Consider the following 19,540-nt stretch of genomic DNA (forward strand, 5'->3'; position numbering starts at 1 on the left):
AAAAACAACATCGACTGGCTGGTTCGGGGGCTTATACCCGTCGTCCGATTAAACGCATTAAGACTCTTCTTGAGCATTGGCTATGACCATGCCACTTGACCCACTAGTATGAATAACTGGCTGGTAATCAATCCGTAAGCATCGCTGCCATAACGCTACCCATTTGGCATGAGATAAATAACCATGACTGAAATACGAAGGCGACACCATTGCCAAAATATGTAAATGCGGATGTGCCGATATTCCATTTTTACCTTTAGTTACTTCTGTAGACTTCACCCAACCTTTTGCAGGCCATACTTTTAATTCAGTTAATCGCTTAAAAGCTTTATTTATCGAATCTAAGTTTTCCCTAAGTTCCTGAATTTGGCAATTCTTTACAGTCAAGGTGACAAACAGCCAACGGTACTTGGGGTAGTCAGTAACAACCTGTGGGAGAATTTTGTAAGCCCTTGCTTTCCACATGAGCGATCGCCGCCACTGACAAACTGGACAGTGACGAACTCTACAAAATCGGGCATCTGATAGTTTTAAGTTGAGAATACCTTCCAATTCCTCTGGCATTAATTGAAACTCCAGCAACTCGGAACATATTCTCACTCGGCGAGCGTACTGCTGAAAGCAATGTTCATCTGCTTTGGCGTAATATTGGAAGACTTTATCAGCATTGGCTCGGTGCTTGTCCCAAGTTTTACCTACAGGCGCAACATTAGTTAAGCTAAGTACATTTTGACTAGGTTGCGACTTATCTTGAGAGGATATATTAAAAGTTATAAACTTACTGTCTGAGGCTTTGGCGGACACAAAATCACCGAGTCAGTTTGGTATTAACGTCCCAAATTAACCCTAACTATACAGTAAAGCCTCAGTAAAAATATTTAGTTAGCTCAGCTTTCACCCTCAGGTTTGGAGCCATTACGACGAATCTAGGTAAAACTTTTAGGCTCTAGAATTAAATCTACAGCCGCGCTTAAGTCTTTAACGATTAAGTCGGGATGGTAAAGTTCTAATTGAGTGCGATCGCGGATACCACATTCCACAGCGATCGCTTTAACACCGTGATTTTTCGCTGCCGTGATGTCGGCTTCTGTATCTCCTACCATCCAAGTATCGGCGGCGAGAGGTAGTTCTTCTAATGCCCTTTTCATCAACAAGGGTTTATCTTCGATGTCACGAGTTTTAACGTAGTCGTTACTCAGGCAATAACAACGATTTTCGGGGAAAAATCCGGCTAAATCGTACTTTTGGAAGGCATAATCTAGTTCCCTGACTCGGCGCATGGTCATAACAGCTAAATCAACTCCGGCTTCTTGAATCTTTAACAGTGCATCAACAGCGCCCGGTGCAAGGGTGTCATACTCGAAGTAAGGTTGTGTATGTACTGTTTGTCGCCGTAACTGAGCGAATTCTTGTGCTTGGGCTTCATCTAAGCCAGAATTTAAGGCGATTTGTTTTTCGGGAACGCGCTTGCGCTTGAACTCCCAAAATTCTGCTTTGGGAAGTTCTTTTACTGGTTGGTCTGGGCGACGGGTTTTTTCTAGGCAAAATTGATAAACTCGGTAGTAGCGTTCGGAAACATCAATAATTGGGCCGTCGAAGTCAGTAATTAGTCTTAGCATCGCTGGAAAATGTTAAATTTTATTAAAATTATCGCAGTTGTGTGGGTATTTTGCGATCGCTAATCTGCACTGTTGAATTTAACTAAGTATTTTTTGTAAAGACTTTTTCAGAAAGTATCGACGATGACCTGGAGGAAAATCTTCCAACTCTCCAAACACTTCATAACCCAAGTGCTGATAAAATCCAGTGTTGTCCTTACACCCCTGATGCTTCCTTGTTTTTAGCAGCGATTTTTAAGCATCTTTAACTATAGTGACAGTTTGAAAAAATACAACTAAGATGTAAGCGGTCATATCTTCGGCTGTATCAGCTAACTGGTATTGACTAAATACATAGATATAACGAATGAGTAGTTGGCTAGCAGCTGTCAAAGTTGAAGACTGTTTTGGGATCTTCACACAGTAGCAGGGTTAACTTAAAAAATTTTGCAACATATTTAAGCATGGTATACCTAGCGGGCATACCTTGGAGTGGTTGCCGTTCGCGGTGGCGTCTCTAAAGGAGAGGGCGATCGCTAGGAACTTTGCAGTGCAAATTTATCTTTTGTAGCTGTGTAGAAGTTTGAGTAGTTGCTAAGCGTGAATGTGCAAAACGGGAAAGTAAATTAAGATTTTATGTCTACAGTTAGTCGGAGACAACTTTTAGTCTTTTTTGCTGGTAGTGCTGGTGCTGCTGTATTAGGGGACGCTATTTTAGATGGTGTTTCTAGTCAGACGATAGCGCAAACTACACTAACTTTTACTCCAGTGCGTCTACCCCATCCTTTACCAATTTATCAACAAGTAAAGAGTTTTTTACCAATAGGAATTGGTCAGGGGCAGATAATGAATGCTTCAGGTGATATTAAATTAACTAGCTACAACGTCATTGATGATGTTGTCGTACCACCAGAATATGAACGTTATGTAATTGTACGTTGGGGGGATAAAATATTTCCTAATTCTGATGAATATGTCGGCTATAACTGCGACTACACAAGTTTTATACCCATTGGTAGAACTGCCGACGAAGGTTATTTGTGGGTAAACCATGAATATGTTAGTTTTCCCTTTTCTGGTTTAGTTCCAGAAACTCCCAGCGATGTGCAAGGGCTGGCAACTGCATTTGCTTCAGTGATTGGGCGGTCTTTACCTACTAATAGAAATCTAGAATTAGATGGAGAATTTCTATATAACTTAGGTGGTTCAATTATTCGCATTTCTCGGCGTAATATTGCCAGACGTTTTATAGTTGTTCCCGACGCAAAAAATCGTCGTCTTCATGGACTTTCTGGGTTAGGAATTAATAGTCAAAGAAATGATGGATATCAAAGTATCACTTTTTGGGGAAGCCTCAGCTATCAAATAGGCGACCAAAATTATTTAATTGGTACTGGCCCAGCAGCTACAGAAGTATTTAATATCAGTTCTGATGGACTGGGTAACAAAATTATTGGTACTGCTTATAACTGTTCTGGTGGTACAACCCCTTGGGGAACAATTCTCTCTGCTGAAGAAAACTTTCAAGGCGGTGGTGCGTTTTTCGTTGGTGTGACGGAAGCAGTTAGACCTGATGGTACACAGACTGGTTACACCAGTGGCACTACTGGCGCAACCTTCGGCTTAGTTGGGGAAAAATACGGTTGGATGGTAGAAATTGACCCCGCAGACACAGTTTTCCGCCCCAGAAAACACACTTGGTTAGGCCGCTACCGCCATGAAAACATCGCCTTGCGGGTAGAAGCAGGCAAGAAATTAGTGGCTTACTTGGGTGATGACAGACGTGGCGGCCACACCTGGAAGTTTGTCAGCAGTGGGACTGTCAGCACTATCAGCAGCAAATCTAACAGTAGCTTGTTTGAAAGTGGTACTTTATACGTTGCCAAATATAATCCAGATGGCACAGGGCAATGGATACCATTACTCTTAAGTACTCCTACTAATCCCGTTTCTCCGACTACACTTTCTTCTGTAGAGTTTGCGGCTTTAGGTTCAGCCCAAAGAGACGGCCTTTTACCCTTACCTAGACGTAATGGTATAGCTGGGCAAACTCAAGATGGTGGCGCGTTCGGTTGTACGCGCAGCAACCAAGCTACAGCACTTCCAGGTTATCAAAATAAGACATTAAGCAACTTCTACACCTCCCAAGGAGCAATCCTTTGTGATGCTTTCCTGGCGGCTAACCTCGTTGGGGGAACTCCTACTGCCCGTCCTGAAGACATCGAAGTTCATCCCACTACCAAAGAAGTATTTATCGCCTATACTGACGGCGCACCCGGTGGTGATGGTTATCCTGACTCTCGTATTTTCCAGGTTGCCAAATTAAGTGGGGCTGTGAACGCCACCCAACAATCAGGGGGAATCTACAAAATTATTGAAAATAGTGCTGATGGTACGGGTACAACCTTCACATGGCAAAAATTAGCCCAAGGTGGGGAAGCTGGTTCAATCAGTGGTGCTGGTTTTGCTAGCGTCGATAACTTGACGTTTGACAATCAAGGTAATGTCTGGGGTGTAACGGATATGTCCACGGACACTCACAATGGTTTTAGCACTGGTGCTGCGGGTACACAGACTACTATCAATCACAGTCTTATTGGCAATGTTTCCACCTTTACTGGTGTTTTTGGGAATAACTGGTTATTCTATATTCCCACCAGTGGAGTTGATGCGGGAAAAGTTATACCTTTTGCTTACGGCCCGGTGCGTTGTGAAATCACAGGCCCTACTTTTGTTGGTGATACTTTAATTGTTTCTGTGCAACATCCAGGTGAAAATTGTCCGATTAATGATGGCACAGTATTGAGTCGCAGTATTGAATTACTGGATTTGGATGGTACTACGTTCAATCAGACTCGTAGTGTGCAGCGTGGTAGTAGCTGGCCTAGTAATATTCCAGTTGCTGATGGTGGAAAAGGAGAATCTACGGGTATTCCTCGTCCTTGTGTAATTGGTATTCGCCGCAAAAATTCTACTAGCAGGTTTATCTAATTTTTGGAGAACAGGAGACGTTGCACTGCAACGTCTCTACATTGATTTGGATTTTATATATCAGGTCTACCAATGAATAATTTGAAATATTTGGGTTGCGTTACTTTGTTTGGAGTTTTGGCTTGTGCGTCAACAGCGATTGCTCAAACAATACCAGAACCAGAACCGATATTTTCACCCCGCTTTGGAGTACGCTACACCACTGAGGGAGCAGGATATGAATCATTTAGCAGTTTTGAGGGTTTTTTGCCTGTTTTACAAACTCCTGGCAATAGTTTGACTTTCTTACAAGGGAAGGTTTTATTAGATAATGACTCTAATTTAGCTAGCAATATATTGTTCGGACATCGATTTTTTAGCCAAAAAGATAATCGCATTATTGGTGGCTATATTTCTTATTCTAATCGCGATACAGGTAGGAGTAATTTCGATCAATTAGGGCTAGGTTTTGAAACTTTAGGTAGTTGGGATTTTCGTTTTAATGCTTATCTTCCTTTGAATTCTTCAGAAAAGCAATTTGACCAAAGGAATCTGCCATTCTTTCAAGGTAATTCATTAATGATAGAGCGATCGCGCTTTTTAGAAGTGGCGATGTCTGGCGTAGATGCAGAAGTTGGTACGCGTTTAGCAAGGATTGGTAGTGGCGACTTGCGGGGTTATGCGGGTGTGTACTACTACTCTGGCGGTCAATCAAGGGAAGCTTTTGGCTGGAAAACGAGAATCGAAGCTCGTCCTAATGATTATTTGGGTTTGAGTCTTTCTCTACAAAATGATGACCTATTTGATACTAGGCTAGTTTTTAGTATTGGTGCAAATTTCCCTGGTAGTGGCGCTAGGAGAAGCAAGCCGAAGAAAGATAGTGCTTTAGCACGGATGGCAACAACAGTAGAGAACCAAGCTACTATTTTAGTTGCTGTTGAAAACAGAACTGATAGTTTTGCTGCAATGATTGAATCAAACAATCAAGGTTCTACAAGTAATACTAATACTCCTACTAATAATCCTAATACTCCTACAAATAATCCTCAAACTCCTACTAATAATAATAGCGATCGCTCTATCATTATCCACGTAGCACCCGGTGGTACCGGTAATGGTACTTTTGAAGCTCCTTTTGGCACAATTGCTGACGCTTTGGCGGTAGCGAAAGCAGACAATGTTATTTATGTTCGTTCTAATCCAACCACTGTTTTTCCACCATTTGCTATTCCCGATGGCGTTCGAGTGTTCTCTAGTGGCCCTCTACAAATAGTTGATGTCAAAAATTTGGGAGTCGTCACCCTACCTTTATCCGGTAGTGGGATACATCCAACAATTACTGGCGCAGTTCCTACTGGGAATGGATTAATTACACTGGGGAATAATACTGTTATTTCTGGATTTAATATTCAAATTCCTGGGACTGATGACGCCAGAGGTGTTAAGGGAACTAATATTAGCAATGTCAGAATTTTAGATAATAAAATCACCAATGCTTTTAGCGAAGGTATTTATTTAGAAAATGTTACAGGTACACTAGAAATTGCCAGAAATACTATTACTGATACCCGCAGTCCTGTAATTGACACTAGTTTAGAAAGTGGGATTTTTGTTTGGAATTACCAAGGGATTACAGATTTAACAATTACCGATAACCGCATCATCACCAACTTTGATGTTGATAGTAATTACAGAGTAGATGGTATTGAAGTTAATCTCTGTCGTGATGTTGATGCAGCGTTTGTAAATAAAACTTGTAGTAGCAACGCTAGCATTACAGCTAATATCCTCAATAACCAGATTATTTACAATGGTCAAGTTAATGGTGGTTCTGGTGCAGATGGTATCGATTTGAATTTAGGTAACTTAGGTCAAGGCACGTTTGTAATTAGTGGTAACACCTTGACTAACATTGTCGATGAAGGGATTTCAATTAATGCCGTTGCCAATTCTCAAGGTAATTTTACTATTGCCAATAACATTATTACTAATGTTGGTGATAGTAGTATTGAGGTTGATTTGCTCAAGCCAGAAGCTGCAACTCCGGCTGTCAATTTGTTTAATAATAGTATTACTAGTTTCACGATTACAGGTAATACTTTAGATACGTCTGGGAATGATGGTATTGACTTTGAAGTGGCAGATAAAGCAGATGTAACTGTGACTATTGCTAATAATATTATCCAAAATATTGGCAGTGGTGATAGTGGCGATCGCGCTATTCAATTACAAGCAACAGATAATGCGATCGTTCGTCCTACAATTAATAGTAATACTATCAACAATATTTCGGGAGATGGTATCCAGCTAGCTCAAGTTGTTTCTCCTTCAGTTACTACGAACAATATTAGTAATACTGGCGATCAAGGTATTGTAATAGAAACTGCTAGCGGTACTACAAATGTTAGTAATAATACCTTAACTGATGCCAATCAAGAAAGCATTAAGTTATCAGAAATCACAGGCATCGCAACTATTAATCAGAACAACATTAATGGTAGCAACAATAATACTGGTATTGACTTTACAAATACCGCAGGTGATGTCAATTTAACAATTGCCAATAACCAGTTGACGGAAAACTTTAATGATGTTCGCGTCAGTTTAGCTGGCACAACTGGAAAACTACAAATTAATGACAACACCATCACGAATAATGGTACTGCTTTGGATATTCAATTAGGAGAAAATACCAGTTTAAGCAGTGTAGATATTAAAAATAATCAAATCACAGGAGTAGATATAAGTACCGCATCAAATGGTATTAGTTTCCAAGCATTTGAAAACGCGGCTGTGGCAAATATCACCATTTCTGATAATACTATCAATACCATAAGTAATGGTGATGGCATCAACTTACAACTTAATGGTACTAGCACTGCCACATTCACAATTTCTAGTAACACAATCAGCAATATCCAAGATACTGATTTAGGAGACTTGAACTTTACTGATGGCATTAATATAGAATTGTTTGACGATGCTAAGGCTAATGTCATCCTCTCCAATAACAATATTTCCCAAATCCCAATAGGTAACGGCATTTATATGCAGTTCGCTGGTGGTGATAATGCTCAAGAAATTGTTATTATTGACAATATCATTGCCCAAATCACCACAGAAGGTAATGGTATTGACCTGCAATTCTTGAATAATTTTGATGCTTCTAATATCAATACCACAGTGAATATTGCCACAAATAATATCTCTGATATTCAAGGAACTGGTATTAATATCTTCAACGAAACTTCAGACAATATAGTTAACTTCATAGCTGATACTAACACCATTACCAATACTTCTGGAGATGGTATAAAACTACAACAGGTAACCAATCCTCAAGTTATCAATAACAACATTACTAATGCAGGCGGACAAGGTATTCAGATAGAAACTGCAACCATTACTACTAACGTCAATAACAATACAATTACAGATGCTCAACAAGAAAGTATTAGCTTATCTAACGTTACAGGTACAGTTAGTGTTAACCAAAATACTATTGACGGCATTAATAGTAACAATGGTATTGTTATCAGCAATACTACAGGTGCAACAGCTTTAACAGTAAATAGTAATAATTTGGCAGAAAACTTTAACGATATACGTGTAAGTTTAGCAGGTACGGCTTCGGGAACCTTAGAAATTAACAGCAACACTATCACTAATAATGGTACTGCTGTAGATGTACAATTGTCAGGTAGCACTAATTTGAGCAGTGTAGCTATCAACGCTAATCAAATCAATGGAGTTAATGCAGATATCACATCTAATGCGATCAACTTAGAAGCGTTTAACAATGTTCTTGCCGATAATGTTACTGTCTCAGGCAATACTATCAACACCATAACCAATGGAGATGGAATTAATCTTCAACTTAATGAAAATAGTAGTGCTATACTTACAATTTCTAATAACAAAATTAGCGATATTAGAGATACTATTACTGGAGATCTTAATTTTACTGATGGTATCAATATAGAGTTTTTTGATAATAGCAATTCTACAGTCAATGTTACTAGTAATAACATCTCTGACATAGCTGGACGCGGTATTAGTGCAGGTAACTTCAGCAATACAACTACTTTGGATGTGCAGATTACAGACAATCAAATCTCAAATACCACTGCTGAAGGTATTGGTTTAGATGATTTGCAAGGCAATTTAAAGGTAGTAAATAACACTATTCAAAACACCCAAGCTGTAGGAATTAAATTGAGTGGTGGACAGATAGCAAAAATTACTGATAATGCTATCACCAATGCAGGTACTCAAGGTATACAGGTAGAAAATTCTAACGGTACTATTAATATAGATAGCAATACAATTACTGATGCCAATCAAGAAAGTATTGCCTTATCTGAAGTAACAGGTACAGTTACCATTAACCAAAATATTATTAACGGTCTTAACAACAGTTTTGGTATTTTTACCCAAAATTCTACAGGGAATGTCGATTTAACAATTGGTGAGAATACTTTATCAGAAAACTCGAATGATATTAGCGTTAGATTGTCTGGTACGGCATCCGGTACAGCACAGATTAATAATAATACCATTTCTAATATTGGTAGCGGTGTGGATGTTCAATTAACAGACAGTGCTAATTTGAGCAGTATAACTATTAATAACAATGAAATCACTGGAGTAGACACAAGTACAGCCTCAAATGGTATTAGCTTCCAAGCTGCTGATGATGTTGTTGCTAACAATATTACTGTTTCTGGGAATACTATTAACACCATAACCAATAATAATGGAATTAATTTTCAAGTCAGGAATAATTCTCAGACCATCTTTACAATATCTGGGAACACAATTACCAATGTGCGAGATTTTAACCCAGGAGACTCGATATTGACTGATGCTATTAACCTAGAATTTTTTGATGATAATGTTAGTAGCAGTGCTACCATCTCCAACAATGTTCTTTCGGTAATTGATGGAAACGGTATCCATGCAACTAATAATGGCAACGATAGCACTAATTCAGTAGAGGTAACAATTACAGGAAATCAATTTAGTGACATAGACAATTTTAATATTAATCTTGATAATATTTCAGATTTTCAAATATGACCATAGCAGAGTAACACATCCTTGGGTGAAGACGCGATGAATCGCGTCTCTACAAAATGGTGTATTTGTCGCATTCTTTTTTTTAATTGGTATAACTTGCATAATTAGGGCGGGCAAGATGTCCACCCCACAAGAGTTATGTTTAATTCGGTTATGCAAATTAAATATTTTTCAGCTTATCAGTAGTTATTGCAAAGTACCGCGTTTGATTTGTTCGCTTTCAATGGCTTCAAATAAAGCGCGAAAGTTTCCTTCGCCGAAACCTTGAGCTTGGAAACGGCGCTCAATAAATTCAAAGAAAAATGTCGGCTGTTCAAATATTGGCTGGGTAAAAATTTGTAGTAATAAGGGCGCGGGATTTCCTTCCTCTAAAGAAGTATATTCTTGCCAGTCTACGAGAATTTCTTGTTGAGCGATCGCCTCAATTTCTAAATCTGATAATGTAAATCCTGGACGCTTTTTTAGCTGGGTGTAATAGCTTTGAGGAACTGAAAGTAAGGATAAACCACTAGCACGAAATTTAGCGATCGCACTCACAATATTTGTTGTCCGCAAAGCAATATGTTGAATACCCGGCCCCCGATTAACATCTAAAAATTCCTGTATTTGGGAATTCCTGGTAGCTGGCTCATTAATTGGCAATTGTACATTGCCGTTACGCGAAACCATTACTTGACTATGTAAAGCAGACCGATCGGTTTTAATTTTAAATACCTGTTGGGGTTGAAAATCGAGGATGTTTTCGTACCATGCAACAGCACGTTCTAAATCGCCAATTTCTACGTTGAGTACGATGTGGTCTATGGCAGTAATTAAAGAGGACGCGGGGACGCGAGGACGCGGGGACACGGTGACAGAATTCTCCGCGTCCCCGCGTCTCCCACTCTCCGCGTCTTTTTTTACTTCTCTTTCTATCAGCGTATGAGTTAGTCCACCCCAAGCGGCAATTTTGCTCCACTTAAGGGATGTTCCGCCTACATTTTGTTCGAGTATGGGTTGTAGAACTGTAGCACCGTGCATTTTAGCATGGGCGATCGCTGCTTCTACGTCTTCCACAGCAAAGGCAACATCAGCTACACCAGGAGGATATTGACGCAGAAATTCAGCCACCGGACTTGTGGGTAACAGTGGTGAAGATAGCAAAAAGCAGACGCTACCACTTTTGACTACTTCTGTGCAAGTATGAAATGAACTAGTGCGGGCTACTGTTTGAAAACCAAGATGGTGTACAAACCAATCCCGCCACGTTTTGGCGTTTTCTACATAGAAATGAACGCTATCAATTTTCATAGTTACCGAAAATCCAGCATAAGAGCTTATATATTTCTAAATTTTGCTTTTTTTGCTAAATTTTCACGTCTTTCCCAAGCAAGAATTATGTAGGCGAACTACAACGTCCCCAGACCTAAAAAAACAGATGGCTATCAGGTTGAATGTTAATTTCCATTGGTACAGCTTGCGGTTCGGCAGAAAGAGCAAAGAAAATCGCATTGGCCGCAGTTTCAGCACTGAGCATTTTTTTCCGGTCTACTTTTAAGCTGACGTTATCCCAAAAAGGAGAATCTACCCCACCAAAGTAGAATAGCGTGAACTTGATACCAAAGCGCTTAAGTTCCTCTGCCATGCACTTGCTGAAACCCACAACACCAAACTTAGAAGCAGAATAAGCCGCAGCCATCCCCATCGAATGCTTGCCAAGAATTCCCACCACGTTACAGATGTGACCAGACTTGCGTTTTTGCATCTCTTGGGCAGCTGCCTGAGTAGTGTAAAAGCTGCCTTTTAAGTTGATATCTAACATCTTGTCTAAATCAGCGGGTTCTAAGCTATTGTAAGGCTTGAGTATACCAGCACCAGCAGCATTCACCAAAATATCGATTTGACCAAACTCAGCAACAGTTTTTTCGATCAATGTGTTTACCTGTTGAGGATCGGTGATATCGGTGGGAACGGTCAAAACTTTTCCTGGTAAATCAGCAGCCAGTGTGGTTAAACGCACCGCATCTCTGGCAGCCAATACAAGCTTCACTCCGGTAGGCGCAAGTTTACGTGTTAAGGCTGAACCAATACCGCCGGTAGCACCGACAATAACAACGACTTTATCCTGCATTTTTATATTTACATTTCTTTACATCTTTTTACATAATACTGAATTATGGACTCAAGTTATAGCTATAGGAGTTACCAGGCAGGTTAGGACATAAAGCTATGGTCAAACCCCGACAGCAAAGGACTTTTAAGCCTGTTGCCTGTTGCATGTTCTCTGTTCGCTGCTATAAATGTTCAGAAAATATCTACTCCAGCGATCGCGGCATTACCTCATATTCATTGCCGCTTGGTTTTAATATAAATGTGGGAGATGATTCTAAATATTTGGTCAAACTAGAACCTAACTTTAATTTTTTGACAATTGAAGTAGGAGATTCTCCAGTTATTTTCTGTATCTCTGTACCTAGTTTAGATACAGATAATTTAGTTTTAGGAGAATTGATTTGAAAATCTCGAATTATTTTTAATAAAAATTTATCTAAAGTTTCGCGATCGCCAATTTGAATAAAATTTTCTTGTTCTTCCTGTTTAACATTAATCGATTGTGCAGATAACTCATCTGTAGAATTAATTACTTCTTCAATTTCTGGTCTATTTTGATGAATGTTGGTATTGAGGTTGCGCCTTTCTTCAAATAAAGTGGCAATAGTCGCTAAGGTTTGTAATCTAGTATTAATTGAGTTTTGTTCATTTTTAATTAAATCTTGGATTTCTTCAACTACTTGTTCTAAGGATGGAATTTCTCTGGCCATTGTTATGGAATAATGAGTTAAGTTGCCAGTATTTCTGTTTTCTACATGCAAAGTTTGTCCTTGTCTACGCACCCAATAGACAATCAATCCTTGATTTTGGAGTTCGTTGCAGAGGTGGATTAAAATTCCATCGCCAGAACAGACTAAAATTTCTTTAACTGTTGGATAAGACCGTAATACAGAAGCACCAAATCCAATCATTTTGGCATCAGCACTATCCTTGCCTCCAGGTACATGAATAAGTTGATAGCCACGCTTATAAAGTTCAATATCCTGCTTGCCAATACTGGGATTTCTCCAGTTAGCAAATGCCAATTTAACTTGCAGAGGATATTCACATATACTCGCTAAAAATAATTCACAATTAATATCTAATTTTAAATTTTCTGCATCTAAAAGTAAAAGAGAAGTTTTTGCTTCTAAGTGATGTTTAATTTTATGTTTTTGCTGAAATCTTTGAATAAATTGGTTTAAAGTATCAGATTCTAGCGAATCAGGGGATAATAAAATTCTTCGTAGTTCTTCAGCTAAGATAGAACTAAAAGAGCTAAGACTGGTTTCAGTAAATTTTTCTAGTGGTAGTTTCTCTGCTAAAGCAATTTCTGAAGCTTCAGCCATAGTTTGTTTACTGTGGCCGTTGCTGTTGGCAATTAAGTCAGTTTCCAGCAAAGGAGGTGTCGGCTCAAGGAATTGTTTACCACAGATTTTGCACAGGTAATTCTGCTTGCCATTCCGACGACCATTTTTACGATATGAAGTAGACTCGCACCGGGGACATTTCATTTTCTGTTCAGGTGGTCTAAAGCAGATACTCTTCTTAAGTTTATAGTATAAAAAATTGTGTCAACTTAGATTAGCATTGCCCAACACAAGAAAAACTCAAAGCTCGTAGAAATTAAATTACACTAATCTGTTTTGATTTTTCAACTTATTTGCGTAGCTAGGGAGTAGAGAATCAGACTTTTCGTGTTGTACTGAGTGATATAATTCCTACTCACAGTCTTCTCAAAAGCCAAAATTTAAGCAAGATTTTAACCGACGCGGGCAAAAATGTAATCGCGGGTACGAGAATCAAGGGGATTAGTAAAAATTTTATTTGTAGTACCAAATTCAACCATTTGAGTAATGCGATTTTCATTACTGTGAAAGAAAGCCGTAAAATCAGATAGGCGAGTAACTTGCTGCAAGTTATGGGTAACAATCACAATTGTCAACTCTGAACGCAAGTTATGAATCAGATTTTCAATTTGCATACTACCAATAGGATCGAGACCCGAACAAGGTTCATCCATCAGTAAAACTTTTGGTTTAACTGCTAAAGCACGGGCAATACATAGTCTTTGTTGTTGTCCCCCAGAAAGTTCTAAAGCAGATTTGTGCAGCTTATTTTTTAGTTCATCCCAAAGTTCGGCAGCTTTAATGGCAGATTCGACAATTGCATCTAATTCTACTTTCGGATGCCATCCAACTAATTTCACACCATAGGCAACATTATCATAAACGCTCATGGGGAAAAGATTTGGCTTGGGAAAAACCATACTAATTTGGCGACGTAATCTACTCAAATTGACACGGCGCTCATAAATATTCTGTCCATAAAATTCTACTCTTCCTTCAACATTCACTTCTGCTTCTAATTCATTCATCCGATTTAACGATTTAAGAAAAGTAGACTTGCCACAACCACTAGAACCAATAATTGCCGTGATTTGGTTTTGGTAAATATCCATTGACACGCCTTCAACTATCTTTTGAGTCTCGTAATAGAAGCTGAAGTTTTTGACTCTGATGGCTGGAATTAGTTTACTCATATTCCCAAAACGTGTGAAACAATACTTGACTAAGTAAGGTATTACAAATCAGCAGTGCTGTTTCACTATGTTACTCCTAAAAGGAGAACTTCATGGAAAATACGTAAGTATACGGTAGATGTATAGCAAATATACCGTTAGTAAATGTTTATATTAAGTTATGTCGCAAAAATCATTGTTGAGAAAATTTAAAAGCAGATGAGAAAGTGAGGGATAAGAATTAATAACCAATGCCCCATGCCCCATGCCCTATACCCAATAACTTTTTACCCAAAACGTCCTGAAATGTAGTCGCGGGTGCGGGGGTCGAGTGGGTTGTTAAAGATTTGCTCTGTGGCGCCAAATTCAATCATTTGACCAATTCGACTTTCGTCGGTGCTGAAGAAAGCGGTAAAATCAGAGACGCGAGCAGCTTGCTGCATGTTGTGGGTAACGATCGCGATGGTTAACTGAGAACGCAAACTGTGGATTAGTTCCTCAACTTTCATGGTGGCGATGGGGTCAAGAGCCGAGCAAGGTTCATCCATCAACAGAACTTTTGGTTTAACTGCTAAAGCACGGGCAATACATAATCTCTGTTGTTGACCACCAGAAAGCCCTAAAGCTGATTTATCTAATTTATCTTTAACTTCATCCCATAAAGCAGCACTTTTGAGGGCAGACTCGACAATTTCATCTAGTTCTATTTTTGGATATCTACCTGCTATTCTCATTCCGTAGGCAACATTTTCATAAATGCTGATAGGAAAAGGATTCGGTTTTTGGAAAACCATACCAATTTGGCGGCGTAATCTATTGATGTTGACACGAGGAGCATAAATATTTTGGCCAAAAAATTCTACCTCACCTTCAACTTTTACAGGGCCTTCTAATTCACTAATCCGATTCAGAATTTTGATGAAGGTAGATTTGCCACAACCACTAGGGCCGATAAGTGCTGTTACTTGGTTTCGATAAATATCTATTGATATCTTTTCGATCGCTTTGAACGTGCCATAGTAAAAACTGATATTTTTTACTTTAATAGCTGGAATTAGTTTATTCATAAATTGCCCAGGTGGAAAATAAAAATTTATTAAAATAGAATTTTATCTATTTAATTTTTCTTTGGCTAATAACTACGCGAGAAATAATACTGACACATAAAATTAAGCCTAATAAAATTATCGAAGTAGTCCATACTAATTGATTTTTTTCCGGGTCTGGATCGTTGTAGAGGTTAAAAATTAATACTGGTAAGGAAGCTGTTGGACTTAACAAACCTTCTGACCAATCTAGACTAAATAAAGCAGTAAAAAGTAAAGGTGCTGTTTCACCAGCAGCACGAGCTACCGCTAATAAAACGCCTGTAGTAATTCCAGGAATTGCCGCAGTGACAACGATGCGAAAGGTAGTTTGAAAACGAGTTCCGCCTAAAGCAGCAGAGGCGAGACGTTGAGATGTGGGAATAAGTTTCAAGGATTCTTCTGTTGTTAATATAATCACTGGTAGCATAATCACAGCTAAGGCAAAACCACCTGCGATCGCACTAAATCCTTTAGTTGTTAAAACGATTATACCGTAAGCGAATATTCCTACAACAATTGAAGGTACGCCTGTAAGAATACTAGTGATAAAGCGAACGATATTAGCAATTGGATTTTCACCAAATTCTGCCAAAAAAATCCCTGTCATTACGCCTGTGGGAATGCTTAAAAAAGCACCAATGGCTACCATAGTTATGGTTCCTAAAATAGCATTACCAAACCCATTATCAATTACTGATTTAACAAAAACTTCTCCTTTAATTCCCGATATTCCCCGGATGAAAATTTCCCATAAAATTGATAATAAAGGAATGAGTACTATAATTGTGAAACCAAAGGCGATCGCATTCATTAAATAAGTAAATATGACTCGCTCTTTTGGTAGGGGGCTGCATAATTCTGCCGTGATAGATTCATCATTTTCAGCTTCGATGTAATCACTCATATTTTTACCAGTTTTTAATCAATAAATAAAACTCTTGCCCCATAGCAATTACCAATCACACATCACAACTAATTCATTCTGAATTCTTCAATTATTTTTTCTACCAAACCACCTGACTAATAATACAGCGCCAATATTTACAGCTAGAGTTAAGCCAAATAAAATTAATCCTAAATAGCTTAAAGCACCAATATGTAATCCTGGCTCGGCTTCAGCAAATTCATTCGCTAATACAGAGGGAATTGTATAAGCTGGATCGAGTAAAGAAGCACTAATTTGAGCAGAATTACCAATTACCATAGTGACAGCCATTGTTTCACCCAAAGCACGTCCTAAGGCGAGCATTGCTGCACTGACTATTCCCGAAAATCCAGATGGTAGCAAAACTCGAAAAATTGTTTCCCAACGAGTACCACCTAAAGCCATAGATGCGCTGCGTAATTCTTTGGGTATAGCTAGTAATACATCACGAGTAATTGCTGCCATTGTTGGCAAAATCATGATGGCTAGAATAATTCCAGCAGTCAACATATTTGTGCCCACAGGGTCTTGTGTATTAAATAGTGGTATCACTTTTAAAGTGCTACCCAGCCATTTTTCAAAAGGTTCTAAAACTGGAATAAAGCTAAAAATAGCCCATAAACCAATAATTACACTCGGAATTGCTGCGATTAATTCCACAACAAATGCTAAGGTTGTTCGCACCGATGTGGGTAAGAAATTTTCACTTGTTACTAAGGCGACTGCTATTCCCACTGGTACAGCTAATAAAATAGCGATCGCACTACTTACTAGAGTTCCATAAATATAAGGTAATGCACCAAAAATTCCATTACCTGTATCCCAATCTTGACCCCATAAAAACCCGACTCCAAACTGTTTAATTGCTGGTAGAGCTTCTTGGTAAATTACCCAACTCATTAAAAATAACACAGCAAAAGTAACCAGTGCAAAAAAGTATACTAGCCGCGTAAATCCTTGATCGAACCAGAAATTTTTACCGCTGATAGCTGTCAAATCGATATTTTCATCATCTAAATTCGATTGATATGATGAATTTTTGTCGGCTGGTTCTGATGAATTTGCCATGACAAATAAAATAGATTTTTGGATGTGAGTAGAGTGCAACAAGGCAATAGGCAATAGGCAATAGAAATAAGTCTATTTTTGTAGTTTTTTTCACATAATAGATTTATTTCAGCGAGATTGTACTAGGCTAAACCAAGCTATGTTGTCTTATGATGAATTTTAAAACTCTCTTTCAAACAGCATAGTCATAATAAAAAGCATTTCCAGGTAGAACCTGGAAACGAGATTTACTAACAAGATTCACGAGAGTCAGAAGTCATTATTTATCAAGAATATATTATGATGAGTAGATTCATCCATTAATTTTTATCTTGATTTTTTAACTATTCTGACTTCTGAATTCTTAAGAGAGATTAGCGATTAAGGTTTGACAGTGCTATTCACTGTCTGAAGTACGCGATTTGCCACATCAGATGGAATCTTGGTGTAGTTGAGGTCATCATTATACTGTTGACCATCTTTCAAAACCCAATTTACCCATTTCTTGATTGCATCAGATTTGCTAGCATTAGCATACTGTTTATAAACCATTATCCAAGTAAGACCAACAATGGGATAACCTTGTGCTGGATCTCCTACAAAAACGCGGTAGTTATCTGGAAATTTCACAGTAGCTAAAGCTGCGTTTGCAGATTGTAAAGAAGGAGCAACAAATTCTCCTGCCTTATTTTGGATCTGTGCTGATTTCAGGTTATTTTTGAGAGCGTAGGCATATTCAACATAACCAATAGAACCAGGAGTGCGAGCTACTAAAGCTGCAACACCAGGATTACCTTTACCTTTAAGGACATTTGGCAGAGTCCATTTTGGTGCAGTGTTAGCTCCTACTCTGCCTTTAAAATAACCATTGATTGAACTCAAATGGTTAGTAAAAATAAAAGTTGTACCGCTACCATCGGCGCGAACAACAAATTTAATTGGTTGATTTGGTAGATTTACACCAGGATTATCAGCTTTAATTTTCGCATCATTCCAATTAGTAATTTGGCCTGCAAAAATAGCTGGTAATGTAGCGCGAGACAATTTAAGATTATCAACGCCTGGAAGGTTATAAACCACAGAGACTGCACCACCCGCTGTGGGTACTAAGATTACACCGTTCTTGACTTTAGCGATTTCATCATCTTTCATAGCAGCATCACTACCACCAAAGTCAACGGTTCCAGCAGTGACTTGACGAATACCGCCACCACTACCAATTGCTTGGTAGTTAACTTTCAAGTCTGGATATTTCTTCTTAACTTCACGAGCATACCGTTCGTAAAGTGGAGCCGGAAAAGTTGCTCCTGCACCGTTGATGGTTTGAGCTTGTGCGATCGCACCAAACATTGGACTTAGTGCAATAGAAGTTGTCACCAATGAACTAGCAACTACACGATTCAAGATGGTGGCCGAAAAAATCATATTACCTCTGATTAAAGGAATATTTAACTGCTGTAATCACAACCTTAAATAAGGTACATTTCTTGTGGTTAAAATTAGTTTAACGTTAGATGAACATGAAGTTAATTTGCGTTTAAAATTTACTTTTAAACACTGTTTTAAATTATTAATATTTAATGGAATTGATTTATTAAAAATATTTTGATTTAAAAAATAAATATATTTTTAATAATTAAACTTGAATTAATAGCGGATTTTGAAAACTATCACTGCGGCAGAAACTAGAGAAAAATCTCAGTTTATTGATGTAACCTGCCTAAACCATTGCACGTAATAGTAATATTTTTGAAGTAATACCAATTCTTTATGAAGACGCATAAAACCCCACCGCCTACGGCACCTCCCCTTAACGTGGATTTCCCCAACGACCGAGAGAAGTTCGATTTTTCAACAATCAAATCGGCGTTAATCAGCCGACGGACTGCATCCATTTCAAACTCGAAAAACCCGCGGCGATCGCGCATCCCAAAGTTATTGATGAGAATATCCAAACAGCCATGCTTTTCTTGAATTTCAACAAATGCCTTTTGAACCGTGACTTCATCGGTTACATCAAACGGTAATGAAGAGATTGAACCACCGATTGACTCAATAATTGCAACTGCTTGATTGAGACGTTCAAGGTTTCGCCCATTGATAATGACACACGCCCCGGCTTTGGCAAGTAGTTTGGCAATTTCCAATCCTAACCCTCGTCCTGCTCCCGTTACTAGGGCAACTTTTCCATTTAATGAAAATTCAGATAATGTCACAACAATTAGTTTTTAAGATCGCACAT

General features: G+C 38.6%; 14 protein-coding genes. 2 read left to right on the forward strand and 12 right to left on the reverse strand.

The window, feature by feature from the left end:
* Positions 1-57: 57 nt before the first annotated feature.
* From H6H03_RS00005 to H6H03_RS00015, 3 genes are all read right to left on the reverse strand, one after another.
* The gene (locus tag H6H03_RS00005; RefSeq protein ID WP_190953035.1) at positions 58-804 is read right to left on the reverse strand and encodes a protein rep; all 747 of its coding nucleotides are present in this window, start codon (positions 802-804) and stop codon (positions 58-60) included.
* A 122-nt stretch (positions 805-926) separates the two neighbouring features.
* Positions 927-1,619, reverse strand: a complete 693-nt coding sequence (locus tag H6H03_RS00010; RefSeq protein ID WP_190953036.1) for an HAD family hydrolase — start codon at positions 1,617-1,619, stop codon at positions 927-929.
* 234 nt (positions 1,620-1,853) lie between these two features.
* Positions 1,854-2,018 (reverse strand): hypothetical protein, encoded by a 165-nt coding sequence (locus H6H03_RS00015; protein WP_190953037.1) that lies wholly within the window; start codon positions 2,016-2,018, stop codon positions 1,854-1,856.
* Positions 2,019-2,234: 216 nt separating this feature from the next.
* Between H6H03_RS00015 and H6H03_RS00020 the strand changes: the two genes are divergently transcribed.
* Positions 2,235-4,589 carry a PhoX family protein gene (locus H6H03_RS00020; RefSeq protein WP_190953038.1) on the forward strand — a complete coding sequence of 785 codons (2,355 nt, stop codon included), beginning with the start codon at positions 2,235-2,237 and terminating at the stop codon, positions 4,587-4,589.
* A 72-nt stretch (positions 4,590-4,661) separates the two neighbouring features.
* Positions 4,662-9,647: a beta strand repeat-containing protein gene (locus H6H03_RS00025; protein WP_190953039.1), complete on the forward strand. Its 4,986-nt coding sequence runs from the start codon at positions 4,662-4,664 to the stop codon at positions 9,645-9,647.
* Positions 9,648-9,833: 186 nt separating this feature from the next.
* Here H6H03_RS00025 and hppD read toward each other — a convergent pair whose 3' ends face one another.
* The 9 genes from hppD to H6H03_RS41095 all read right to left on the reverse strand — a co-directional run bounded on the left by hppD (position 9,834) and on the right by H6H03_RS41095 (position 19,514).
* Positions 9,834-10,937, reverse strand: a complete 1,104-nt coding sequence (gene hppD / locus H6H03_RS00030; protein WP_190953040.1) for a 4-hydroxyphenylpyruvate dioxygenase — start codon at positions 10,935-10,937, stop codon at positions 9,834-9,836.
* 115 nt (positions 10,938-11,052) lie between these two features.
* Complete coding sequence (locus tag H6H03_RS00035) at positions 11,053-11,757, reverse strand: SDR family oxidoreductase (protein ID WP_190953041.1); 705 nt, start codon at positions 11,755-11,757, stop codon at positions 11,053-11,055.
* Between the two features lie 184 nt (positions 11,758-11,941).
* Positions 11,942-13,231: an IS1/IS1595 family N-terminal zinc-binding domain-containing protein gene (locus tag H6H03_RS00040; protein ID WP_190953042.1), complete on the reverse strand. Its 1,290-nt coding sequence runs from the start codon at positions 13,229-13,231 to the stop codon at positions 11,942-11,944.
* A gap of 248 nt (positions 13,232-13,479) precedes the next feature.
* Positions 13,480-14,259, reverse strand: a complete 780-nt coding sequence (pstB, locus tag H6H03_RS00045; RefSeq protein WP_190953043.1) for a phosphate ABC transporter ATP-binding protein PstB — start codon at positions 14,257-14,259, stop codon at positions 13,480-13,482.
* A gap of 266 nt (positions 14,260-14,525) precedes the next feature.
* The gene (gene pstB / locus H6H03_RS00050) at positions 14,526-15,305 is read right to left on the reverse strand and encodes a phosphate ABC transporter ATP-binding protein PstB (protein ID WP_190953044.1); all 780 of its coding nucleotides are present in this window, start codon (positions 15,303-15,305) and stop codon (positions 14,526-14,528) included.
* Positions 15,306-15,351: 46 nt separating this feature from the next.
* Entirely contained in the window at positions 15,352-16,230 is an 879-nt protein-coding gene (gene pstA / locus H6H03_RS00055) for a phosphate ABC transporter permease PstA (RefSeq protein WP_190953045.1), read from the reverse strand.
* An 87-nt stretch (positions 16,231-16,317) separates the two neighbouring features.
* Positions 16,318-17,319 carry a phosphate ABC transporter permease subunit PstC gene (pstC, locus tag H6H03_RS00060; RefSeq protein WP_190953046.1) on the reverse strand — a complete coding sequence of 334 codons (1,002 nt, stop codon included), beginning with the start codon at positions 17,317-17,319 and terminating at the stop codon, positions 16,318-16,320.
* Between the two features lie 360 nt (positions 17,320-17,679).
* The gene (gene pstS / locus H6H03_RS00065; protein ID WP_190953047.1) at positions 17,680-18,723 is read right to left on the reverse strand and encodes a phosphate ABC transporter substrate-binding protein PstS; all 1,044 of its coding nucleotides are present in this window, start codon (positions 18,721-18,723) and stop codon (positions 17,680-17,682) included.
* Between the two features lie 278 nt (positions 18,724-19,001).
* Positions 19,002-19,514, reverse strand: a complete 513-nt coding sequence (locus H6H03_RS41095) for an SDR family NAD(P)-dependent oxidoreductase (RefSeq protein ID WP_190953048.1) — start codon at positions 19,512-19,514, stop codon at positions 19,002-19,004.
* Between the last annotated feature and the right edge of the window lie 26 nt (positions 19,515-19,540).

This window comes from Nostoc paludosum FACHB-159 (assembly GCF_014698835.1).
GTDB classification, from domain to species: Bacteria; Cyanobacteriota; Cyanobacteriia; order Cyanobacteriales; family Nostocaceae; genus Nostoc; species Nostoc paludosum.